At 57.7% G+C, this 23836-nt stretch carries 22 protein-coding genes and 1 pseudogene; 17 read left to right on the top strand and 6 right to left on the bottom strand.

Annotated elements, in window-relative coordinates; translation table 11 throughout:
• Positions 1-229 precede the first annotated feature (229 nt).
• The 4 genes and pseudogenes from ACEVJL_RS04125 (at position 230) to ACEVJL_RS04110 (ending at position 5813) form a co-directional block, all read left to right on the top strand.
• Positions 230-1414: a glycoside hydrolase family 5 protein gene (locus ACEVJL_RS04125; protein ID WP_374736947.1), complete on the top strand. Its 1185-nt coding sequence runs from the start codon at positions 230-232 to the stop codon at positions 1412-1414.
• 41 nt (positions 1415-1455) lie between these two features.
• Positions 1456-2823: pseudogene (locus ACEVJL_RS04120) on the top strand (MFS transporter).
• An 18-nt stretch (positions 2824-2841) separates the two neighbouring features.
• Positions 2842-4491: a glycoside hydrolase family 43 protein gene (locus ACEVJL_RS04115; protein WP_302670664.1), complete on the top strand. Its 1650-nt coding sequence runs from the start codon at positions 2842-2844 to the stop codon at positions 4489-4491.
• Positions 4492-4625: 134 nt separating this feature from the next.
• Complete coding sequence (locus tag ACEVJL_RS04110) at positions 4626-5813, top strand: helix-turn-helix domain-containing protein (protein ID WP_325207919.1); 1188 nt, start codon at positions 4626-4628, stop codon at positions 5811-5813.
• Positions 5814-6030: 217 nt separating this feature from the next.
• Here the strand turns inward: ACEVJL_RS04110 and tsf are convergent, their stop codons facing one another.
• The 4 genes from tsf to ACEVJL_RS04090 form a co-directional block, all read right to left on the bottom strand.
• Positions 6031-6951: a translation elongation factor Ts gene (tsf, locus tag ACEVJL_RS04105; protein WP_008981745.1), complete on the bottom strand. Its 921-nt coding sequence runs from the start codon at positions 6949-6951 to the stop codon at positions 6031-6033.
• 92 nt (positions 6952-7043) lie between these two features.
• Positions 7044-7766, bottom strand: coding sequence for a 30S ribosomal protein S2 (rpsB, locus tag ACEVJL_RS04100; RefSeq protein WP_008981746.1), 723 nt, complete (start codon positions 7764-7766; stop codon positions 7044-7046).
• A 230-nt stretch (positions 7767-7996) separates the two neighbouring features.
• Positions 7997-8266, bottom strand: coding sequence for a YlmC/YmxH family sporulation protein (locus tag ACEVJL_RS04095; protein ID WP_008981747.1), 270 nt, complete (start codon positions 8264-8266; stop codon positions 7997-7999).
• Between the two features lie 54 nt (positions 8267-8320).
• Positions 8321-10120: an LTA synthase family protein gene (locus tag ACEVJL_RS04090; RefSeq protein WP_374736945.1), complete on the bottom strand. Its 1800-nt coding sequence runs from the start codon at positions 10118-10120 to the stop codon at positions 8321-8323.
• A gap of 241 nt (positions 10121-10361) precedes the next feature.
• On the opposite strand from ACEVJL_RS04090, the gene ACEVJL_RS04085 reads away from it, so the two are divergent.
• Positions 10362-10652 carry a hypothetical protein gene (locus ACEVJL_RS04085; RefSeq protein ID WP_008981749.1) on the top strand — a complete coding sequence of 97 codons (291 nt, stop codon included), beginning with the start codon at positions 10362-10364 and terminating at the stop codon, positions 10650-10652.
• 55 nt (positions 10653-10707) lie between these two features.
• Complete coding sequence (locus tag ACEVJL_RS04080) at positions 10708-11571, top strand: C40 family peptidase (protein ID WP_374736944.1); 864 nt, start codon at positions 10708-10710, stop codon at positions 11569-11571.
• A gap of 121 nt (positions 11572-11692) precedes the next feature.
• Here ACEVJL_RS04080 and ACEVJL_RS04075 read toward each other — a convergent pair whose 3' ends face one another.
• A complete protein-coding gene (locus tag ACEVJL_RS04075) occupies positions 11693-13210 on the bottom strand; it encodes a 4Fe-4S dicluster domain-containing protein (protein ID WP_008981751.1) in 1518 nt (505 codons plus the stop codon).
• Between the two features lie 233 nt (positions 13211-13443).
• On the opposite strand from ACEVJL_RS04075, the gene ACEVJL_RS04070 reads away from it, so the two are divergent.
• From ACEVJL_RS04070 to rsmI, 11 genes are all read left to right on the top strand, one after another.
• The gene (locus ACEVJL_RS04070; RefSeq protein ID WP_156910212.1) at positions 13444-13620 is read left to right on the top strand and encodes a hypothetical protein; all 177 of its coding nucleotides are present in this window, start codon (positions 13444-13446) and stop codon (positions 13618-13620) included.
• 72 nt (positions 13621-13692) lie between these two features.
• Entirely contained in the window at positions 13693-14106 is a 414-nt protein-coding gene (locus tag ACEVJL_RS04065) for an RrF2 family transcriptional regulator (RefSeq protein ID WP_020989917.1), read from the top strand.
• Positions 14107-14231: 125 nt separating this feature from the next.
• On the top strand, positions 14232-15782 hold the full coding sequence (locus ACEVJL_RS04060; RefSeq protein WP_374736943.1) for an alkaline phosphatase: 1551 nt from the start codon (positions 14232-14234) through the stop codon (positions 15780-15782).
• Positions 15783-15837: 55 nt separating this feature from the next.
• A complete protein-coding gene (locus tag ACEVJL_RS04055; protein ID WP_374736942.1) occupies positions 15838-16605 on the top strand; it encodes a hypothetical protein in 768 nt (255 codons plus the stop codon).
• A 30-nt stretch (positions 16606-16635) separates the two neighbouring features.
• The gene (locus ACEVJL_RS04050; protein ID WP_235395838.1) at positions 16636-17808 is read left to right on the top strand and encodes a YibE/F family protein; all 1173 of its coding nucleotides are present in this window, start codon (positions 16636-16638) and stop codon (positions 17806-17808) included.
• Positions 17809-18038: 230 nt separating this feature from the next.
• Positions 18039-18482, top strand: a complete 444-nt coding sequence (locus ACEVJL_RS04045; RefSeq protein WP_008981756.1) for a YwiB family protein — start codon at positions 18039-18041, stop codon at positions 18480-18482.
• Between the two features lie 56 nt (positions 18483-18538).
• Positions 18539-20287: an arginine--tRNA ligase gene (gene argS / locus ACEVJL_RS04040; RefSeq protein ID WP_235395846.1), complete on the top strand. Its 1749-nt coding sequence runs from the start codon at positions 18539-18541 to the stop codon at positions 20285-20287.
• 72 nt (positions 20288-20359) lie between these two features.
• On the top strand, positions 20360-20695 hold the full coding sequence (locus tag ACEVJL_RS04035) for a hypothetical protein (protein ID WP_235395848.1): 336 nt from the start codon (positions 20360-20362) through the stop codon (positions 20693-20695).
• Positions 20695-21333, top strand: coding sequence for an NUDIX hydrolase (locus ACEVJL_RS04030; RefSeq protein ID WP_374736941.1), 639 nt, complete (start codon positions 20695-20697; stop codon positions 21331-21333). The genes ACEVJL_RS04035 and ACEVJL_RS04030 overlap by 1 nt, the downstream gene beginning before the upstream one ends.
• Entirely contained in the window at positions 21326-21952 is a 627-nt protein-coding gene (locus ACEVJL_RS04025) for a tRNA1(Val) (adenine(37)-N6)-methyltransferase (protein ID WP_374736940.1), read from the top strand. The genes ACEVJL_RS04030 and ACEVJL_RS04025 overlap by 8 nt, the downstream gene beginning before the upstream one ends.
• Positions 21953-21970: 18 nt before the next feature.
• Positions 21971-22804: a 16S rRNA (cytidine(1402)-2'-O)-methyltransferase gene (gene rsmI, locus ACEVJL_RS04020; protein WP_302667994.1), complete on the top strand. Its 834-nt coding sequence runs from the start codon at positions 21971-21973 to the stop codon at positions 22802-22804.
• Positions 22805-22861: 57 nt separating this feature from the next.
• Here rsmI and ACEVJL_RS04015 read toward each other — a convergent pair whose 3' ends face one another.
• Positions 22862-23755, bottom strand: coding sequence for a LysR family transcriptional regulator (locus tag ACEVJL_RS04015; RefSeq protein WP_374736938.1), 894 nt, complete (start codon positions 23753-23755; stop codon positions 22862-22864).
• Positions 23756-23836 lie beyond the last annotated feature (81 nt).

Here is a 23836-nt window from a genome sequence, read left to right as displayed (position 1 = left end):
CCGGTATTTTGGCAGGGGAGATTCGAGCAAGACCTTTGGCATCTTATGCATAGGTCCTTTACAATAGTAACCGTCATTAAGCACAAAAAACAATGCGTACAATTATCTATTTCATCGAAAATGACTCCTCGCCTGTTGTTCTTGATATGCTTCTTACTTTTTTGATATACCAAAAAAGTGTTCGTAATTATACTTTAAGCCAAGATAACACTCCAAAAGGGGGAAAAATATGATGAAAAAGATCAACGGCGTTAATTTAGGGAACTGGTTGGTCCTGGAAAAATGGATGAGCCCTGCGCTGTTTGACGGCACGACTGCAGAAGATGAATACTACCTGGCCCACCAGCTGTCTCCGCAGATGTTTGAGATGCGGCTGAAGATCCACCGCAGCGAATACATCACTGAGCGGGACTTTGCCCACATTGCCCACATGGGAATGAACAGTGTCCGCATTCCCATTCCGTACTTCATTTTCGGAGACCGGCCTCCCTTTGTTGGCTGTATCGAAGAGCTGGACAAGGCCTTTTGCTGGGCGGAGAAATATGGACTTTCCATCCTGCTGGATCTGCATACCGTTCCTATGCGCCAGAATGGCTTTGATAACGGCGGCATTTCCGGCGTGTGCAAGTGGAGCCAGATGCCTGAGGAAGTGGACTTTGTGCTGGATGTTCTGGAGCGGCTGGCTCAGCGTTACGGAACACGGAGGGGCCTGCTGGGGATCGAGCCTGTGAATGAGCCGCTTACTGATGCAGCATGGGATGTGTTTGATATTTCAAACCGCTATCCTCCGGTAGATCCGGAACTGGCAAAGGGAAGCGCCCCCATTACCCTGGAATTCCCCCGTGACTTCTATACAAAGGCCTATGACCGGATCCGTAAGCACATGAATGCGGATAAATACGTTGTCTTCCACGATGGCTCCCAGCTTCATGCCTGGAAGGACTTTTTCCAGGACGGAAACTTCCGCAACGTAATTTTGGATACCCATCAGTATTTGATGATGGCTGAGAGCATGGGCTGTGAACAGACTCAGGAGGGCTACCTCTCCTATATCCAGGAACACTACGCCAAGGAGATTGCCCAGGTACAGGAGTATGTGGATGTTATCTGCGGCGAGTGGAGCCTGTTTAATTCTCTGGCCGTGGGTGTAGATACCAAAGGCGGACAGTCCGTTCTCAATGGAATGGATTTCTCCCAGCAGGACAACCGCCTCTCTGACACAAACCGCAAGCAGCTCTACCGCTCCATTGCCCAGGCTCAGTTGGACGCCTGGAACCACGGTTGCGGCCACTACTACTGGAACTATAAGCTGCTGCTGGACCCTGCCAATGATCCCAACTGGTACGGCTGGGACTGCTGGGATTTTGGAAAGAGCGTTTCCGAAGGCTGGTTCCCGGTATCCAGCGGCACCTAACGATCCACGCTAACAAATGCAAGGAATGAGAGGGAAAAACAATGGTAAAAGAGAAGTTGACGTTTCGTAAGATTCTGGAGCGCTTTTCCTATGGATGCGGCGACTTTGGCTGCAACATTATCTACACCGCCATGTCGGTATACCTCATGTTCTACTACACCGATTACGCCGGGGTAAGCAGCGCGGCTGTGGGTGTGATCATGCTGATTTCCAGAGTGTTTGACGGTGTGAGCGACATTATCATGGGTGTCATTGTGGACCGCACCAAATCCCGCTTTGGCAAGGCAAGGCCGTGGCTTCTGCGCATGTGCATCCCCTTTGCGGTGTCCGGCGTGCTGCTGTTCTCCGTCCCCACAGGCTGGTCCTCCGGGGCGAAGCTGGTGTACGTATTTGTTACATACAATCTGGTTTCCACGGTGGTCTATACGGCCATCAACGTTCCCTATTCCGCACTGAACGCCCTGATGACCCAGAATCCCTATGAGCGCTCGGTTCTGAGTATTTTCCGCAACCTGCTGGCCACTGCCGGCACGCTGACCATCAACACCTTTACCCTTCCCCTGGTGGAGCTGTTTGGCAACACCGCCTCTGCCTGGACCAAGGCGTTTGTGGTGCTGGGCGCTGTCTCTGTGGCGGCATTTCTCATCAACTTCTTTGGTACCAAAGAGCGTGTGCGTCCTGCAGTCAAGGATGGAGAGGCAAAGGATGTGCCCTTTGCCACAGGCGTAAAAGCACTGTTCCAGAATAAGTACTGGATCATGATGACCGGGATGCTGGCTCTCTTCTTCCTGATGTACTCTGTCAACGGCGGCGCCACTGTCTTTTACGCCAAGGATATTCTGGGGGACAAGAACCTGGTTACTACCATCAACGGCATCTTCAATGTAGTGCAGATCGTGAGCATGTTCTTCATCGCCATGCTGGTCAAGCGGTTTGGCAAGCGCAATGTCTTTGCACTGGGCCTGGTTTTTGACATTGTAGGCATGCTGGTGCTGAACTATTCCGGCGGCGCTATGAACCTGATCGTGGTGTCCAGCGTGATCCGCGGCATCGGAAATGCCTGCGGCGGCGCCACCATGTGGGCTATGGTATCTGATACCATTGACTACGGCGAGTAGAAAACCGGTTACCGCACCGAGGGTCTGGTCAACAGTGCGTGCAGCTTTGGATATAAGATCGGCAACGGCATCGGTTCCGCCCTGCTGGGTCTCATCCTGGAGATTGGCGGCTATAAGGGCGAAGCCGCGGTACAGACCGCGGAAGCCCTGTTCTCCATCGAGGTCTGTTTCGTCTGGATTCCCATTGTGGTGTATGTGTGCGGCCTGATCATCATGAAGTTCTGGTACCTGGACAAGGAGTTCAGCGGTATCCTTGCCGACCTGGAAAAGAGAAAAACGGAAGGTAACTGATAGGAGGAACGTGTTGCTATGATCAAAAATCCCATTCTTCCCGGTTTTAACCCCGATCCCTGCATCTGCCGCAAGGGGGACGACTACTACCTGGCAGTATCCACCTTCGAATGGTTCCCCGGCATTCCCATCTATCACTCCCGGGACTTAAAGCACTGGGAGCTTTACACCCATGTTCTCACTGACGATGAGAAGGTGGATTTAAAAAAGCTGCCCAGTGCCAAGGGAATCTGGGCGCCTTGCCTCACCTACTGCCAGGAAGAGGATCTGTTCTACGTGGTCTACGGCGTGATGAACTCTATGAATGCCCGCTACTTTGATGTGGACAACTACCTGATCACAGCCAAGGACATCTGCGGCCCCTGGAGTGAGCCGGTGTATCTGCACTCCTCCGGCTTTGACGCCTCCATTTTCCATGATGACAACGGCAAGAAGTACATCGTCTCCTTGGAGTGGGAGACCCGCCTGGGCTATGAAAAGCCCGGCTCCATCTGCATGGTGGAGTACGACCCGGTAAAGAAGGAGATTGTGGGCTACCCCAAGCGGATGTGGCGTGGCGGAACAGATCGCGGCTGCATCGAAGCGCCCCACCTGACCAAGCGAGGGGAGTATTACTACATCATGTGCGCCGAGGGCGGCACGGGCTATAACCACTGCGTCACCATGGGCCGCAGTTCCCAGGTCTGGGGTCCCTATGAGCGAGATCCCCAAAATCCCATTGTGACCAGTGTGCCCGGTGTGTCCTACGAGCGCAGCGACCCGGATCACCTCAAGCCAAAGTATTTCAATCCCGATTCTGTACTGCAAAAATCCGGACATGGCAGCTATGTGGAACTGCCCACCGGCGAGGTCTACCTGGTCCACCTGTGCGCACGCCCCTTTGTTCCCGAACTCAGCTGCACCCTGGGTCGTGAGACGGCCATCCAGAAGATGATGTGGACGGAGGATGGCTGGCTGCGGATGGCAGACGGCTCCAATCTGGCCAAGATGGAGGTCCCCGAGTCCCACTTGCCCGAGGTTCCCCTCCAGATGCCGCCTGCCTTTGATGACTTTGACAGCCCTCAGCTGGGGAATTTTTACTATGCCCCCCGTATCATGCCCTCCCGGTTTGCCGATGTCACGGCTCGTCCCGGTTGGGTGCGCCTGCGGGGTCAGGAGTCCCGCACCTCACTGAACAAGGTGAGTATCCTGGCCCGTAAGCTTACCAGCGTCCATGCACGGATCACCACCAAGATGGACTTTATCCCGGAGGTACACCAGCACAGCGCGGGTCTCATTCTGTACTACGATAATATGAACTATATCAACCTGCGCAAGTATTACAGCGAGACCCTGGGGCGCAGCGCCCTGTCTATCATCCATTTGGAAAACGGGGAGAAAACAGAATTTCTCAATACCCGTATTCCCGTGGACGATGTGCCTATCTATCTGCGTCTGACCATTGAAGGACGTAAGGCACAGTTCTTCTGGAGCTATGATAATCAGAAGTACCATGCCATCGGCCGCTGCTTTGCCACCGCTCATTTCTCCGATGAATACTGCAAGTTTGGAGAGTTTACCGGCACTCTGGTAGGCATCACCTGCGCCGACCGAGTGAAGCACAGCCACTATGCCGACTTTGATTTCTTTGAATATCTGGCCGACGAGGATCGTCCTGTAGACGATTAACAAACAGGCGAACTGTGGGCACAGCCCCATAGTTCGCCTGTTTTTAAGTAAATGATTTGGAAAAGAAATACCATGTTACAGTAGTTCTTTAAGCTCCTTCCTGGTAAAATAAAATGGAAAGGTGGGTGATACGCTTGTTAGATACAACTGAGCTGTGCAGTCATCTGGTCCATTTGAGCCATGTACCCATCCGCTGCTATACTGCCGATGCTGAGTACCAGTGTACCTATGCCGATCAAGGCGGATACCCAGACCCTCTGCGGTGTGATCCTGATTTGGAAGCCATGCTGCTGGAAAAAGCATCCATCAGTGCTCCAAAGCTGTATTTTGAACTGGATGCCGTGGTATATGGAATCATCCATGCCAAAGAGCAGGGAATCTTTCTTATCGGTCCCGGCTGCCTTGTGCAGCGCAGCCAGGAGATCACACAGCAGATGGTGCGGATTCATCATATGGATCCGCAAAAGCCCTATCGCATGTCAAGCTGTACGCTGGAATTTTTCTTTTCTCTTTTGTCCATGCTGTACCACCATCTTACCGGAATCTATCTGAGCTGGACGGAAATCATGGCCCGGGGAACTGAGGAGGAACACTTAAAAGGACTGGTTCAGAAAAAGCTGGATCATGTGTATGACAATTACAACGGGCAAGGCAAGGTCCATAATCCATATAGTCAGGAGGAGCGGGAGCAGGACAGTATCCGGCGGGGCGATCTGGAGTCGCTGCGCAAAAGTATTCAGGAGACCTATGTGGGAGAAATTGGGACCCTAGCCAATAACCCTTTGCGCCACGCTAAAAACATAGCCATTACCTTGATAGCCCTATCCAGCCGTTCAGCCATCGCAGGCGGGATCCCATCCGAAATCGCCTATTCTTTATCCGACGCCTATGTCCTGCAGGTAGAAGAGCTTCTGCATGCAGATGAAGTGATTGCTCTGGCGCGACAGACGGAGGCGCACTATACCACTCTTGTTCGGGACCATATCAGCGGAATGCAGAAAAATGCCCTGGTAACCCGATGCAAGGAAGAGGTGGGAAAGCGGCTTCGTCAAAAGATTACCGTTGTAGAGCTGGCGGACGAGCTGGGTGTAACCCGAAATTATCTCTCTCAACTGTTTATGAAGGAAGAGGGAATCCCTCTGATGGACTATATCATGGAGCAGAAAATCCATTCTTCCTTGCAAGATCTGCGCTACACTAAGGCAACGTATGGAGAAATTGCCTATCAACTAGGGTTTTCCTCCCAAAGTCATTTTGGGCAGGCATTCAAAAAGGTTATGGGCATGACACCCAAACAATACCGTGACCAGTATGCAACATAATATATTGGGGTCTATTTTGGTGCCTCAACGTCCTTACCAAAGTCCACAGCGCGGCTACTCCTATACCGCCAGATGCTTACCACATGATGAGCTGCAACCACATATTGCTGTACTTTAAAAAAGGAGTCCAAGGCAATCATTACGATTACCTTGGACTTCTTTTAAGTCATGATTTAGGGACAATGTGCTTGTTTGCGGGGGGACAAGTACAGCTAAATTACTTAATCATGGAAGCGACCTCAGCAGCGAAGTCGTCCTCCTTCTTCTCAATGCCCTCGCCGGTAGCGAAGCGGGTGAAGGCCTTGATGGTGATCTTGCCGCCCAGCTGCTTGGCAACCTCGGCCACGTGCTTCTCAACGGAGGTCTTGTTCTCCTTGACGAAGGCCTGCTGCAGCAGGCAGTTCTCCTCGAAGTACTTGCCCAGCTTACCCATAACGATGCCCTGCTTCACCTTCTCAGGCTTGGCAGCCATCTTGGGATCGTTGGCCATCTGAGCCAGCTGGATCTCCTTCTCCTTGTCCAGAGTGGCCTGATCCACCTCGGACTTGTCCAGATAGGCGGGGTTCATGGCGGCGATCTGCATGGCCACGTCCTTGCCCAGCTCGGTGACCTGAGCAGCGTCGATGCCCTCGACCTCCATGTTCACCAGCACGCCGATCTTGCCGCCCATGTGGATGTAGGGCACGTTCACGCCCTCAGCATAACGGACAAAGCGGCGGATCTGGATGTTCTCGCCGATAGCCAGAACCTTGTCAGCGGTAACGTCGGACACGGTGCGGTCGGTGCCGGGATAGGTGCAGGCCTTCAGAGCCTCCACGTCGGCGGGATTCTCGTTGGCGACAACCAGAGCCAGGTCCTTAACGAAGGCCTGGAAGACCTCGTTCTTGGCCACGAAGTCGGTCTGGGAGTTGACCTCGATGACAACGCCCACGCCGTTGTCGGCCACGATGGCGTAGGACACGCCCTCAGCGGCAACCTTGCCGGCCTTCTTGGTCTGAGCGGCCAGGCCCTTCTCGCGCAGCCACTCGATGGCCTTGTCGATGTCACCCTCGGAAGCGGTGAGGGCCTTCTTGCAGTCCATCATGCCCACGCCGGTCATCTCGCGCAGCTTCTGTACGTCCTTAGCAGTAATAGCCATAATGAATTACCTCCATTTAAATTATCGGGAGCGGTTTAAAAAAGCGCCCGCCCTGTTGGCGGGCGCTTTCAGAGCCGTCAAACGAATTTGGATTACTCCGCAGTCTCAGCGGTCTCCACAGGGGCCTCGTCCTTGCCCTGCTTGCCCTCCTGGATGGCGTTAGCCATGACAGAGGAAATCAGCTTGATGGCACGGATGGCGTCGTCGTTGCCGGGGATCACATAGTCGATCTCGTCGGGATCGCAGTTGGTGTCCACGATGGCCACGATGGGGATGTGCAGCTTGCGGGCCTCGTTGATGGCGTTGCGCTCCTTGCGGGGGTCAACGACAAACAGGGCGCCGGGCAGCTTCTTCATCTCGGTCACGCCGCCCAGGTACTTCTCCAGCTTGGCGATCTCGCCCAGGTGCTTCATGACTTCCTTCTTGGGCAGCATGTCGAAGGTGCCGTCCTCCTGCATCTTCTTGAGCTGGTTGAGACGGTCCACACGGCCGCGCATGGTCTTGAAGTTGGTGAGCATGCCGCCCAGCCAACGGGCGTTCACCCAGTACATGCCAACGCGGGAAGCTTCTTCCTTGATGGCCTCCTGAGCCTGCTTCTTGGTGCCGACGAACAGCAGGGTCTCGCCCTTCTCGCCCAGCTCGCGCACGAAGTTGTAGGCCTCCTCCAGCTTCTTCACGGTCTTCTGCAGGTCGATGATATAGATGCCGTTACGCTCGGTGTAAATGTAGGTGGCCATCTTGGGGTTCCACCGACGGGTCTGGTGGCCGAAGTGCACGCCGGCCTCCAGCAGCTGCTTCATAGATACGACTGCCATGATTGTTTCCTCCTAATAGTTCAGTTTGATCTTTCTGGGCGCCTCATATTTCCCGCCAACCCGGCTGTCTTGGCCGGGCACTGGGCGAAAAATCAGCACTCCCAGGCATGATGCCCTGGTAGTATATCACAGGAGAGTCCAGGTTGCAAGTAGTTTCCCGGAATTTTTCGAGTTTCATTCCCGATTTGAGCAAAAAAAGTCCGGACTATTTGTCCGGACTGGAACGCGGCTTATCGTCGTCCCCGGCGGGGTGGGCGGGATTGGGGGGCGTGCTCCACCAGGATGGTGTCCTCTCCGAAGCGGCGCACGCTCTCCCAGGGGATGTACCGGTCCTCTTCCCGGCCCAGCAGACCAAACAGCCGCCGCCGGCCGGGCAGCACCAGAGAGCGGACCCGGCCGCTCTCTACGTCTACCTCCAGATCCTCTACGAATCCAAAGCGGCTGCCGTCTCCCATCCCGATAACCTCTTTCCAACGCAGCTCCGCAATTCTGGTACGCATGCCGCCGCCCCCTTTCCCATACCCATATCATATGGCGGGAAAGGGGGCGGTATGTCAGGTCTGAGCGTGGAAGTAGGAATCTTCTCCACCGAAGAGCCGGTCGTATTGCAGGGCTTGGTAGTCCTCGATCAGGGAGGTATAGCCGTTGTTCTCCAAGTGGCTGTATGCCGCACCCAGCGTGTCCTTATAGCCTACAAAGGTGAGGGCGGGCAGAATGTCCTGCAGAGACCAAAGAAAGCGGCCATAGGAATCGGTGGGGATACCGCTGTAAGAGAGCAGATACTGGGACAGGAAGTTCAGGCTGGTTTCCTGGGGGCCTTCCAGTTCCAGGGGGTAGTTGGCCCAGATGACGAAGGGGACCCGGAACTTATCCATGTACTGCTCCATGGTCATCTGATCCTGGGTGACCCCATAGGCCTTGTCCAGGAATTCCTGCTCCACCGAGGGCTGGTGGTCGCCGAACATGACGATGATGGTGGGCTCATCGCACTGGGAGAAGTAGTCCACCAGGGTCTTGAAGGCCTCGTCAGTCTTGTTGGCCAGGGTGAGGTACTGCTCCGCCATGGGATATTTCCCGGGCTGATCGGTCAGCTGCACCTGAGCGGGGTAGTCCTTTACGGTGTAGCTGCCGTGGTTCTGGATAGTGACATTGAACAGGAAGAGGGGCTGTCCCTCTTCTTTGTGCTCAAACTCCCAGATGATCTGCTCGAAGTCCGACTGATCGCTGACGTAACCGTGCTCCATGGTCTGGGGCACGTTCATATCCTCGCCGCACTTGAAGCTGTCAAAGCCCAGCAGGGGATAGGCCTGGTTGCGCTGCCAGGAGGTGAGCTCGCCGGGGTGGAAGGCACGGGTCTCGTAGCCCTCCTCCCGCAGCAGGGAGGCCAGAGAGGGTGTATCCTTTAAAATATATTGCTGATAGGGGATGCTGCCCGAGGGCAGGAAGGCCATGGAGTTTCCGGTCAAAAACTCAAACTCACTGGCGCTGGTGCCCGCGCCGAACACGGAGGCATAGGCGTGCCCCCAGATGGCGTTGTCCAGGGAAGAGATGTAGTCGGTGACGCTCTCGGTGAGTTCCAGATTACCGAACTCCTCAAAGTCGGCCCAGGACTCATTCATAATAGCGATGATATTGGGGTGGTCCACCGAGGTCTGGAGGGGAATGTCGGTCTGCTCCGCCTGCTCCATGATCTGGCCCAAGCGCTCCACAGAGGTGTCCTCCGGCTCTTCTACTTCCATAAATTCCGTGTTGCGCAGGAAGGTAGCCAGAGAGCCGCTGGTACGGTAGGCGCCGGTCTGGTCCCACACGTCGGTTTTCACGCCGAACCAGCCCAGACGGGTGGGCTGGAGAATGGGAATGAGACACAGCAGGCAGCCGACCACACAGGCAAGGCGGCTGACCAGGGGAAGGCGGCCGGAACCGGCCTTGCGCCACAGCAACACGCACACCACCACCACTCCGGCGATGGAGAGGGCCATCTGCCAGGTGGGGGTAAAGTCATAGCTGCTGGAGACCGCGGAGGCAGTGCCCAGGGCGGTGAGGTCCCAGGGCAGCACCGGGGTGCCGCGGTAGACCGAGACAAAATAATTGGCCGCGCCCCAGATTCCGCTGATGATATGTAACAGCACGCAGCTGATGACCCAGCGGCCGGTGAGGGCACACAGCAGGTAGTAGACCGCGCCGATGCAGATGGCGTTGGCGACCACCACGCCCAGCGACATCTGCCAGGGATAAGCTCCAAGAATAAACTGCATCAAATAAAAGGCCGTCACCGGCGGCACCAGGAGCAGGGCAGCCTGGAGCAAAAGCGCCCTGTTCCGCCGCAGGTCTAAACGGCGGAGCCATTGGTTCATTTCAGACAGTCTCCTCTTTTTTTAACATAGAATTTACAAACGGCTTACATTGTACACGAATTCTGGGGAAATGTCAAAGAATATATTGGAAAAGGGGGGATATCTCTGGGTATCTGACCTATTTTTAATAGAAAAATTAGACAAACGAAAGAAATCCTTAAAAAAGAAACAGAAGGGTTTGACAACTGGTTACGAATGTGTTACAATTCGGTTACAACATCAAACTTTGAGGAGGAACGACATGGCTTCGGAGAAGATTCCTCTTTCCTATAAGGGACATCCCCTGCGCCGGAAAGACAACCTGATTTACTACGGCACCATGGCCGAGAAATACATTATCATGCTGCAGGTTCTGGACACCAAAAAGGTGGACGATATGGACGTAGCTACCAAGGTCAGCGTTCAGCTGCAGCTCACCGACCCCGACCTGAAGAGCCGGGACCGTGTGGTCAAGAAGAGTGAAAAGGACAGCCTGTACGCCGCCATGGATGTGGCTTCTGTCTGGCTGGAACGGGCGCTGAGCGGCAAGTAATCGCCCGGCGCAAATTAAAATCAAGTTTACGAAAGAGAAACGGAGGAGTATTCCTATGCATCTGTCCAAAGCCCTGGCTGCAAAGCTGGCCGCCGCTGTGCTGGTGGTCTCCGCCCTGGTTACCCCTACTCTGGCCGCGAATGTCGGCACTGTGACCAGTGATTCCGGTCTGAATCTTCGCGCTCAGGCCAACACCACTTCTTCTGTGCTGTCGGTACTGCCCAGCGGTACTCAGGTGGATGTGATCAGCACCACCAGCGACGGTAAGTGGCATCAGGTCACCTATCTGGGTGTGACCGGATATGTCTCCGGAGATTATCTCAGCGTGGTGGCTGAAAAGGTTTATGGTCAGGTGGTTGCCGATTCTCTGAATATCCGCACCGGCCCCGGCACCAACTATGCCACCTGCGGCTCCCTCAGCAAGGGCACCGTGGTGGAGGTTCTGGACACCATCGGTGGTCTGGGCGGCTGGTACAAGATCGCCAACGGCTATGTGAGCACCGATTATGTGACTCTGGTGGATGCCAGCGTGGCCAACGGCTCTGCCAAGGGCACCGCCATTGCCGCCTATGCCAAGCAGTTTGTGGGCTACCCCTACGTGTACGGCGGCAGCAGCCCCAGCGGCTTTGACTGCTCCGGTTTTGTTACTTATGTGTGCAAGCAGAACGGTTACTCCGTTAACCGCACCGCCTCCGCTCAGATGAGCAATGGCACCGCCGTGACCAAGGCTCAGCTGCAGCCCGGCGATCTGGTGTTCTTCAACAGCGGAAACTCCAGCAAGCTGGCCACCCACGTGGGTATCTATCTGGGCAACGGTCAGTTCGTTCACGCCTCTACTCCCAGCACCGGCGTGATCATCAGCGACATCAATTCCTCTTATTACAGCAGCACCTTTGTGGGCGCTCGCCGCCTGGGCTGATTCTGTTCGACATTCTCTTTCTACATAAACTTGAAAATCCCGCGGTACATGGTACCGCGGGATTTTTTGTGCTTGCGTAAAAAAGAGCCCGGCCAACGGCCGGGCTCGGAATTTTTCGGAATTACTCCTGGACCTCGTGCAGACGCTTGACAGCGGCAGAGTCGGAGACGCTCTTGACGGGCGCATCGTTGGTGTACTTGGTAACGGCGGCGGTGCTCTTCTTCACGGGAGTGATAGTACCGGCACCGGCCACGCAGCCGCCGGGGCAGCCCATGCCCTCCAGCAGGTAACCGTTGTACTTGCCGGTCTTGGCCATCAGCAGCATCTTGCGGCACTCACGCAGGCCGTCGGCGTGCTCCACCAGAACCTCACGGTCGGGATCGATCTCCTTGATGGCGGCCTTCACGGCAGCGGCCACGCCGCCGGTCACAGCAAAGCCACGGCCCGCAGCGGTGCCGGTGCTGAACTCGTCATCGGGATTGATGGGCATGTCCGCGGGAACAATACCCTTGGCGTCAAAGATGCCCTGCATTTCCTCAAAGGTGAGGACGAAGTCCACGTCGCTGCGGATGGTGCGGCGGGAGGCCTCCAGCTTCTTGGCGGCGCAGGGACCAATGAAGACGACGCGGGCGTCGGGATGATCCTTCTTGTACAGACGGGCGGTAAGCACCATGGGGGTCAGAGCCATGGAGATATAGGGGGCAAACTGGGGGAAGAACTTCTTGGCCATCACGCTCCAGGCGGGGCAGCAGGAAGTAGCCATAAAGGGCTGCTCAGCGGGGACCTTCTTGAGGAAGTCCTCGGCCTCCTCTGCGGTACACATGTCGGCGCCCACGGCAACCTCGATGACCTTGTCAAAGCCCACACGGCGCATAGCCTCGCGCATCTGAGAAGAGGTGACCTTGTCGCCGAACTGGCTGACAAAGGCGGGAGCCACGGCGGCGACCACCTTGTCACCGCGCTTGATGGCCTGGATGAGCTGGAAGATCTGGCTCTTGTCGGAGATGGCGCCGAAGGGGCAGTTGACCAGGCACATGCCGCAGGAGACGCACTTGTCATAGTCGATCTTGGCGCGGCCCAGCTCGTCGGAGCCGATGGCGTCCATGCCGCAGGCCTCAGCGCAGGGGCGCTCCAGCTTCAGGATGGCGCCGTAGGGGCAGGCGTCGGCGCACTTGCCGCACTTGATGCACTTGGTCTGGTCGATAAAGCTCTTGCCCTGGACCAGAGAGATGGCGTCCTTGGGGCAGACCTCCATGCAGGGGTGAGCCAGGCAGCCCTGGCACATATTGGTGACCCGAACCTGCTTGGGAGGGCAGGCGTTACAGGCAAAGTTGATGATGTTGATCAGGGGGGGCTCATAGTACTTCTCAGCAATGGCGCTCTCCTCGATGTTGGCACCGGTGGGAGCGTACTCGTCAATCTCACGCAGAGGCAGGCCGATGGCCAAACGGAGACGCTCGCTGACAATGGCGCGCTCCAGGAAGATATTCTGACGGTGGCGGGCTACCTCGCCGGGAATGATTTTATAGGGCAGATGCTCGATCGCCTTGGCGTAATCGCCGCCCTCAAAGGCCAGGCGGGCAACTTCGGTAAAGACCTGACGCCGGATATCGTTGATAAAGGTGTGGACTCCCCGCATAAATTTTTCCTCCTCCTAAATTTGCAAGAAAACTTTCACACTAGTCAGCATCATATTACCATAGCTTACCTCATTTTACAACATATCTTTCCTTAAGACAACAGAGAATTTCCACCGATTTTCCCTCATTTCCTTTGGAGTTAGTGACGAGAGCCAAGGGGACCAAATGGGCCGATATTCAATAAAATAGGAGCAGAAGGGGGGAAATAACCTTCTCTGGGGAGAAAATCCAGATGGGGCAGAGAAAGCCGGAGGCAGGGGCGGAGCAGGCAGGCGGCGGGGTGAGAAAGTCCGGTATACCGGCAGGAAAGCTGGAAATGGAAGAGAGAGGAAATCGAAGAGATATGAAGCAATTGATGCACCAAAATGAAAAAAAGGAATCATTGCCTTTTCCTACTGCTATGGTATAATTTGAGAGAAAAATGAGCGCTTTTTTCCGCCGAGCGCAAAAAACGATCCATATATTAGGGAGGAAACTGGAGATGATGGTATCAACAAAGGGGCGCTATGCCCTTCGGGTCATGATCGATCTGGCCCAACAGGGGGGAGCGGGTTATATTCCCCTCAAGGACATTGCCCAGCGGCAGGGATTGTCGGAGAAGTATCTGGAGAGCATCGTCAAGCTGCTGGCCCGCAATGGCGACCTGGCAGGCGTGCGGGGCAAGGGAGGCGGCTACCGTCTGACCCGGGCGCCCAAGGACTACTCCGTGGGGGCGATCCTGCGCCTGACGGAGGGAAAGCTGGCCCCGGTAAACTGCCAGGCGCTGGAGGGGCAGTGTGAAAACGCCGCTCAGTGCCGGACCCGCCCGCTGTGGGAAAAGCTGGATGCCATGGTGGAGGAGTATCTGGACGGCGTGACCCTGGCTGACCTTTTGGAGGGGCCGGGAGCGGACTGAGGGCGTTTAACGGGAGTTTGACCTGTTGACGGTGGATGATTTTACAAAAGCCCCATACAATAATGCTTGCCGCTGCGAGGAAACGGGTCCTTGTACGGCAAGAGATTATTGGAGGGAAAACAACCATGAAAAAACTGATTGCCACAACGCTGGCTTTGGCTTTGACTGCCGCCTCTCTGGCGGGCTGCTCCGGTACTTCCGATGCCGGCTCCCAGAATGCGGTGGATGCGGACAAGATGTCCCAGACCCAGACCGCGAAGGCCCCCAAGTACGTGTTCCTGTTCATCGGCGACGGTATGAGCTATCCCCAGATCCAGTCCACTTCTGACTATCTGGGCGCTCTGAAGGACGAGGACTACTGGCAGGCCGAGCCCAGCCTGGACGACAACCAGGGCGCCAAGCTGGATGGCCCTGAGTACCTCAACTTTATGAATTTTGAGTCGGTAGGCTCCGCTGTTACTTACGACTCCAACAGCTTCTGCCCCGACTCCGCCTCCACCGCCACGTCCATTTCCACCGGACATAAGACCTATTCCGGCACCATCAACATGGACGAGACCGGCACCACTGCCTATGAGACCATTGCCGAGCAGCTTAAGGACCAGAAAAACTGGGAAATCGGTATCATCTCTTCCGTCAACCTCAACCACGCCACTCCCGCGGCTTTCTACGCCCACCAGGCCAGCCGCAACAACTACTATGAGATCGGCCAGGAGCTGATCGACTCCGACTTTGACTACTTTGCCGGCGGCGGTCTGCTGTCTCCCACCGGTGAAGAGGAGAACCAGGACAACCTGTATGATCTGGCCAAGGAGGCCGGCTACACCGTGGCCATGACCCACGAGGAGGCCGAGGCTGTGGGCGCTGATACCGAGAAGGCCATTCTGGTGGACGAGAATCTGGCCGACGGCGACGCTATGGCCTACGAGCTGGACCGCACCGAGGACATGTGGTCTCTGGCTGACTACGTGGAGAAGGGCATCGAGGTGCTGGACAACGACAACGGCTTCTTCATGATGTGTGAGGGCGGCAAGATCGACTGGGCCTGCCACGCCAACGACGCTGCTTCCTCCATCCACGACACCATGGCTCTGGCCGACGCGGTGCAGGTGGCTGTGGACTTTGCCAAGGAGCATGCCGACGAGACTCTGATCCTGGTCACCGGCGACCACGAGACCGGCGGTCTGACCATCGGCTTTGCCGGCACCGACTATGACACCTACCTCAACCTGCTGGAGAGCCAGAAGATCTCCTTTGCCAAGTTTGACAGCGACTACGTGGCCAAGTACAAGGAGAACAAGACCTCCTTTGACGAGGTGATGGCCGATGTGACCGAGCTGTTTGGTCTGAAGACCTCCGGCGAGGAGGGGGACAAGCTGGTGCTCACCGACTATGAGCTGAGCCTGCTGAAGACCGCCTACGAGAAGAGCATCAACGAGAAGGACACCGGTATGGACGAGCAGCAGGAGTACGTGCTCTACGGCACCTATGAGCCTATCACCGTCACCATCACCCACATCATCAACAACAAGTCCGGCGTGAGCTTCACCTCTTACAGCCACACCGGTCTGCCCGTGGCCGTGCTGGCTCAGGGTGTGGGCAGCGACGTGTTCAACGGTTACTACGACAACACCGATATCTACAACAAGCTGGCCGAGATGCTCAGCATCGCCTGATTTAAAACCACAACCTTCGGCCCGCCCCGCCTGAGTCCAGGCGGGGCGGGTCCATATGTATCCTCTGTTTGGGGGAGGAAAGGAGCACGGCATGTCTCTGCGCAATCATGTTGTTGCAGTGCGGGCACTGGCGGCAGGGGTCCTGATATGGATCGCAGTCCAGGTAGGCCAGGGCCTGTGGCTGGGAGAGTGGCGGTATGCTCTGAGCGGGGTAGTGGGAGGCCTGCTGTGGCTGACTCTGGTGGTGGTCCTCCCCCTGCGCAGCAGCATTGCTTTGGCCTGCCCAAGCTGCGGGTACAGCTATGGCCCCCGTATTCTGCTTAAAATGGCCTGCCCCCACTGCGGGGAGCCGGTACCCACAGATGTCTGTACCGGTCGGGGCATGATCGCGGTCCTGGTGTTGCTGGCCGCTCTGGTGGTGGGAAAGGAAGCCTACACCTGGCCCATGGCCCTGCCCAGCCTGCCCCAGGAAGAGGTGTCTGTTACCGTCCAGCGGAACGCATATCCCCTGGTGGAGAATTATGCGGCCTTTCCACAGACACAGATGGAGCACTATGTGCTCAAGCCCGGCACTCCGGAAGCGGAGAAGGTGGCGGAGATCCTGTCTGATTATACCTACCGCCGGTGCTGGAAGACTCTGCGGGGAGATACCGCTGTCTCTGGGCTGGGGGAGGTACAGTGCTATCTCAGCGGGACGGATTTTGATCTGAGCCTGTTGGGCAGCCGCTATGCCTTTATCAACGGTGCGGTCTATCAGATTGGTTTGTCAGGGGATGGGGCCGGAGCGGAGCTTGCCGCCCGGATAGTCCAGGCCCTGGAATAAGAAAGAATCCATGGAGAAGGAGTTCGTTTTGTGAAACAGTATCTTTCCCGCAGGTCAGTTCGCTACCACGCACCAGTGGTGGTGTGCCTGTTGGCTATTTTGATTTTGTTGTTGCTGCCCACTGGATTTGAAGGGGCGCTGGTGTACCAGGAGGCAGAGCGGTGTACCGCCCGGGTGCTGTCGGTGGATGACTCGACCATCATCGATACCGGACTGGTGCGCTCCGGCGAGCAGCGCTGCCAGCTGGAGATTTTGGACGGCATGTTCCAGGGCCAGACGGTCTCCGGCGTCAACATGCTCAACGGCTCCCTGGAGCAGGACAAGGTGTTCCAGCCCGGGGACAAGGCTCTGGTGGTGGTCAGCCATGATGGGGATACCATTACCAATGTCACCATGAGTGACCACTACCGCCTGAGCTGGGAGCTGGTGATGGCCATCGGCTTTGCCATTTTCCTCATTCTGTTTGCCGGACCCACCGGCGTGCGGGCCATCGCCTCCTTTGTGCTGACGGTGCTCACCCTGTGGAAGGTGCTGGTCCCCCTGTATCTCAAGGGCTATAACCCCATCTGGATCGGTCTGGCCATCACCCTGTTTCTCACCGTGCTTATCATTGCCCTGGTGTACGGCTTTGACCGGCGGTGTTGGGCCGCAGTGTCGGGCTCCTTTTTGGGCATTCTGGTCACCTGCGTGCTGGGTGTGCTGTTTACCGACCTGTTTCAGATCCACGGTGCAGTCATGTCCTACTCGGAGAGCCTGCTCTACTCCGGCTATCAGGACCTGAACCTGACCCAGATCTTCATGGCCTCCATCTTCATTGGAGCCTCCGGTGCCATTATGGATCTGAGCGTGGACATCACCTCGGCCGTGTATGAGGTGGTGGAAAAGCGCCCTGACCTCACCTGGTGGGAGGCCACCCGTTCCGGCATGAACGTGGGCCGGGCAGCTATGGGCACTATGACCACTACCCTGCTGTTTGCTTACTCGGGGGGCTATGTAGCCCTGCTGATGGTGTTTATGGCCCAGGGTACTCCGGTGGAGAACATCCTCAACTACAAGTATGTGGCTGCCGAGCTGATCCACACGGTGATCGGTTCCTTCGGCCTGGTGACGGTGGCTCCGTTCACTGCACTGTGTGCAGGCGTGTTTCTCACCCGGCGGGAGAAAAGAGAAGCGGCAGCTGAGCCCCAGCAGCAGTGTCCCTGAAAAAAGACCAAAAGGAAGGCCTGTTGGCCTTCCTTTTCTTTTGTATAAGGAGGGAAACTGCCCCTTGTTTTTCCAGCCAAAATCGCATAAAATATATAAGATATTGCGGCGGCAGCCGGGAACCCTTTACAGAAGCGGCAGACCAGTGTATAATACCTCCACTGTTTTTTCGCCGGACCTGGGGAAGCGCCCCTGCCCGGCATATTGCAGACAGAACCACGGAGGGACCCATGGAAAAAGATGTAATCATCTCCATTAAGGGGACACAGAAATATGAAAATGCCGATCAGGATGTGATCGAGCTGGTGACCGAGGGTCGTCTGGAGCGGGAGGGCGGCAGCTATACCCTGTCCTACCAGGAGAGCGAGCTGACCGGGTTGGAAGGGACCTTGACCACCTTCCAGATCGAGCCCGAGCGGGTGACCTTGCTGCGAGTGGGAGAGTATAACTCCCAGATGGTATTTGAAGAGGGACGTCGGCACATGGCCATGTATAATACCCCCTATGGAGCCATGACTGTCGGGGTGAATACCCGCCATCTGCTGGCCGAGCTGGACGACCAGGGCGGTGACATTGAGATCGACTATGCCATCGAAATCGATCACGCTATTGCCGGTCGGAACATTTTTCAAATCAAGGTGAAGGAAGCGGACGGCATCAGCCTGAAGCAGTAAATATTATATTGTATCGGCTGGTTTTACCGGCCGGTTTGAAGAAGGGTGAGAATGAAATGTCAAATATGATCCAAGCGGCCCGGGCTCAGGTAGCACAGCTGACCCAGCAGGCCTATGAGAAGGCGGCCCAGGCCGGACTGCTCCCTGAGGGCGCCCAGGTGAAGGCCACCATCGAGATCCCCAAGGACACCGCCCACGGGGACTACGCCTCCTCCTTTGCCATGGCGGGAGCCAAGGCTCTGCACAAGGCCCCCCGGGCCATTGCTCAGGCCATTGTGGATAACCTGGAGCTGGAGGGCAGCTACTTCCAGAAGGTAGAAATCGCCGGTCCTGGCTTCCTGAACTTTACTCTGGGCCCCAAGTGGTACGGCGAGGTTCTCTCCGCTGTGGAGCAGGAGGGCGCTGAGTACGGTGCCAACACCGAGGGCAACGGCGAGAAGGTCATGGTGGAGTTCGTCTCCGCCAACCCCACCGGCCCCATGCACATGGGCAACGCCCGCGGCGGCGTGCTGGGTGACACCCTGGCCAACGTCCTCAAGCGGGACGGCTGCAACACCTGGAAGGAGTTCTACGTCAACGACGCCGGCAACCAGATTCACAAGTTTGCCGTTTCTATCAATGCCCGGTACATGCAGCTCATCGTGGGTGAGGAGAACTTCCCCTTCCCCGAGGAGGGCTACCACGGCGACGACATCAAGGAACTGGCCAAGGCCATCTACGAGAAGCACGGGAACAGCTGGAAGGACCTGCCCGAGGAGGAGCGGCTGGACAAGCTGGCTGAGTACGGCCTGTCCGTGAACATCCCCCGCATGGAGTCCGACCTGAAGCGCTACGGCATCGTGTACGACCAGTGGTTCTTCGAGTCCTCCCTGCACAACAGCGGCTATGTGGCCGAGACGGTAGAGCTGCTGGAGAAGAAAGGCTGGACCTATGAGAAGGACGGCGCTTTGTGGCTCAACACCACCAAGCTTCTCAAGGAGAAGTTTATGCGGGAGGGCAAGACCCAGGAGCAGGTGGACAAGCTGGACCTGAAGGACGACGTGCTGCGCCGGGGCAATGGGTTCTACACCTACTTTGCCGCTGACATTGCCTACCACCGCAACAAGCTGGAGGTACGCGGCTTTGACAAGGCCGTTAACATCTGGGGCGCTGACCACCACGGCCACGTGGCCCGTCTCCAGGCCGCTCTGGACGGACTGGGACTGGACGGCTCCCACCGCCTGGTGGTGGTGCTGATGCAGCTGGTCAACCTGATGCAGGACGGCAAGCCTGTGCGTATGTCCAAGCGTTCCGGCAAGACCATCGCCCTGCACGACCTGCTGGACGAGATCAGCGTGGACGCTGCCCGGTACTTCTTCAACTCCCGGGCCTCGACCAGCCCCCTGGACTTTGACCTGGATCTGGCGGTGCGGGAGGACAGCGAAAATCCCGTGTACTATGTCCAGTACGCCCACGCCCGTATCTGCTCCCTCATTGCCCGTCTGGCCGAGGAGGGCGCTCAGGTGCCCAAGGCCGGGGATGTGGACGCCGCCGTGCTGAACACCCCCGAGGAGCTGGCCCTCATCAAGGCTCTGGCTCAGTTCCCCGAGGAGATCCACCTGGCCGCCCGGGACTACGATCCCAGCCGCATCAACCGCTATCTGGTGGCCCTGGCCGGTGACTTCCACCGCTTCTACAACGCCTGCCGCATCAAGGGCGAGGAGCCCCAGGTGCTGGGCGCCCGGCTGAAGCTGGCAGACACCGTGCGTTCCGTGCTGGCCAACGGCATGGGTCTGCTGGGTGTCAGCGCGCCGGAGAAGATGTAATCAGAAAGGGAAAACCCTTTTACGCCGAAAAACACGCCCTCGCGGCGTGTTTTTTGGCAGAGAGGAGCATGTATGGCGTCAAATAAGCGGGAGCGCTTCCGGGAGCAGAAGGATTTTTTGCAGAAGAACCGGAATACCATCGTCTATCTCATCGTGCTGCTGGCTCTGCTGGGCAGCCTGATGGGATGGCGGCTGCTGCCCGATCAAGTCTCCGTCCAGGTAGCAGGCAGCGGCGTGGACGTGATCCGGCGGCCTAAAAACGTGATGCTGCTAGTCCATCTGGGGATGACCGGAGCTTTTTGCGCCCTGTTTTGGCGCTGGCCCCGGGAGATCGCCTATTTTGTGGGGGCGGTGATCAGCCTGCTGCTGGTATTCAATCTGCTGGCCGCCAACCTGGGGGTAGCCTGATGGAACTGGAGAAGCTGAACAAGCTGCTGGAGGTGCGCACCCCCGGCCTGATGGATGCCACAGGGCGCTACGCCGTGCTGGTTCCCCTGGTGGAGAGTGAACAGGGCTGGCAGGTCCTCTACGAGGTGCGAGCCGCCAAACTTCACCGCCAGCCGGGGGAGGTGTGCTTCCCCGGAGGAAAGATGGAGGGGACAGAGAGCCCCGAGTCCTGCGCCCTGCGGGAGACTTGGGAAGAGCTGTCCATCCCTCAAACTCACATCCGCCTGCTGGGACGGCTGGACTTCATCGCCCACCGGGCCAACTTTATCCTCTACCCCATCCTGGGGGTGGTGGACCGGGAGGGTCTGGAGTGCATGAAGAAAAGCCCCGCCGAGGTGGAGGAGACCTTTCTGGTCCCTTTGGATCACCTGTGCAGCCATCCGCCTCTGGAGTATAGCTACAAGCTGATGCCCCAGACAGGGGAGGGCTTCCCCTATGACCTGCTGGGTATTCCCCGGGACTACAAGTGGCAGCCCGGCGGAGAGAACGTGCCGGTCTACCCCTGGCAGGGAAAGGCCATCTGGGGGCTTACCGGGCGGATCACCCGGCACCTGGTGTCCCTCATCCGGGAGAGCGGGGGAGAGGCGGTCCATGAGTAAGCTGGAGCAGTTGGGCCCTTACCAGCTGGAGCAGCGGCCCGGAGTTTTCCCGCTGGGAAGCGATACCCTGGCTCTGGGACGGTTTTCCACGGTGCGCAAGGGTTGGCGGGTGTGCGACCTGGGGACAGGCAGCGGTGTGCTGCTGTTGCTGCTGGCTGCCCGGGAACCTCAGCTGGAGCTGTTTGGTTTGGATCAGGACCCGGCTGCCGCCGCGCTGGCCCAGGACAACCTCCGGCGCAACGGCCTGGATGGGCAGATCTGGACCGGGAGCTGGTCCCAAACCCCTTTCCCGCCGGGCAGCTTTGATCTGGTGGTGTCCAACCCGCCCTACTATGCCCCGGGCAGCGGCAAAGACGGCGGCCCGGCCCGGATGGAGCGGGAGGAACTGGACGCCCTGTGCCGGGCAGCGGCCCGGCTGCTGCGCAACGGCGGGCGGTTTGCCCTGTCGTTTCCCACCCAGCGGATGGTTGACCTGTTGGAGGCCATGCGCCGCTGGGACCTGGAGCCCAAGCGGCTCAAACTGCTGTCCCACACCCCTACCAAGCCCCCCTACGCCCTGCTGGCCGAGGGGGTACGCCAGGGCAAGCCCGGTTTGCAGGTGCTGCCCTGTCTGGAATAAAACGAGGAGGTTCATCCCATGTCCGGAACCTTATATTTAGTTCCCACCCCCATTGGAAACCTGGGGGATATCTCGCCCCGTATGGCCCAGACCATGGCCCAGGCGGACTTCATTGCCGCCGAGGACACCCGGGTGACCATGAAGCTCCTCAACCATCTGGAGCTGAAAAAGCCCATGGTCTCCTACTACCGCCATAACTCGGAAAACAGCGGCCAGAGCATTTTGCAGCGGCTGCTGGCCGGGGAGAGCTGCGCTCTGGTCACCGATGCGGGTACCCCCGCCATCTCTGATCCGGGAGAGGATCTGGTGGCCCTGTGCGCCCAGAACGGCGTGCCGGTGGTGTCCATTCCCGGTCCCTGCGCCCTGGTCACCGCCCTGGCGGCCTCGGGCCAGCCCACGGGACGCTTCACTTTTGAGGGGTTCCTTGCTATGAACAAGAAGAACCGCCGCCGCCACCTGGACTCTCTTAGGGGGGAGGAGCGGACCATGATCTTCTATGAGGCGCCCCATAAGCTGCCCGCCACCCTGAAGGACTTGGCGGCCACCTTCGGGCCGGAGCGCCCCATTTCTCTGTGCCGGGAGCTGAGTAAGCTCCATGAGGAGATCCGCCGCACCACCTTGGGAGAGGCGGCAGACTACTACGACCAGAACCCGCCCCGGGGGGAGTTTGTGCTGGTGGTCCGGGGAGCGGAACCTACCCAGGAAGAGGAGGCCACCCTGGAGGACGGTTTGGCGCGGGTGCGCGCCCTGCGGGAGGAGGGAGCTTCCCTGCGGGATGCGGTGAAGCAGGCGGCCAAGGAACTGGGCCTGTCCCGCAATGAGCTCTACGATATGGCGGTCAGCGACAAGTAATATAGATGAAATAAGGCGGCGGAAGTGGAAGCACTTCCGCCGCCTTTTGTATGTGGGTCAGGAGCCGTCGGGGGCCAGACTTTGGGCCACCAGGTGCAGGATCGTCTGGACGTAGCGGGGTAGACGCTGTCCCTGCCGGTAGCAGGCACAGAAGTGGCGCTGGTTGTCGTAGCCGGCCAGGGGATAGAAGCAGCCCTGTCCGGCGGTGTAGCTGTGGGCGCACAGCATATAGCACCCGCAATTTACCGTGATCTGCCGGGCGGCCTCCATGTTGTCGCTCTCCAGAAAGAGGGTGGGGTTCAAACCGTGCTCCTGAAAGAGCCGGTCCTGGACGATCCGGACATTGTGGCCGGTTTTCAGCGAGACAAAGGGGGCGTCCATGGCCTGCTCCAGCTGGATGGGGGTGCCGGATGGCAGAGCCTGGGCCAGAGGGGTGTCATAAGCGGCCAGGATTCCGATGGTCTCCCGCTGGATCAGTTGATAGGCCAGGCCGGGGATGCCGCCTTCCGTGGAGGCAAAGGCCAGGTCCACTTCCCCCTCCAGCACCATCTGCTCCAGCATGGCGCTGCCCGCTTCCCGCAGCTCCAGACGGACCTGGGGAAAGGATTTGATGAATTGGGGCAGGACCTGAGGGAGCAGGCGGGCGGAGCGCTGCATGCTGATGCCCAGACGCAGCCGTCCCCGATCCTCCTGGCGGATCTGCTGGATCTCATTTTCCAGGATCTCGTTGGCGCTGAGCATGGCCTGGGCGGCCCGGAGATAGCACTCCCCGGCGTAGGTGGGACGGAAGGGCTGCACCGTGCGGTCAAACAGCTCTACCCCCAGCCCCCCCTCGATCTGCCGCAGCATCTGGCTGAGAGAGGGCTGGCTGATATACAGCTTTTTTGCCGCCGCCGTGACGCCCCCCTCCTGGGCAATGGTGTGGATGTAGCGGGCCTGTTTCAGATTCATATGCTCCCCCTCCTCTCTGAAAAATGAGCCGGTTTTATTTCCTTTATCCTCAGCATAATGCAGCTGGAACCTGCCGTCAAG

Origin of the sequence: Flintibacter porci (assembly GCF_041925195.1) — a bacterium.
Classification (GTDB): domain Bacteria; phylum Bacillota; class Clostridia; order Oscillospirales; family Oscillospiraceae; genus Lawsonibacter; species Lawsonibacter porci.
The sequence above is the reverse complement of the archived record's forward strand: the minus strand, read 5'-3'. Positions and strand labels throughout refer to the sequence as shown.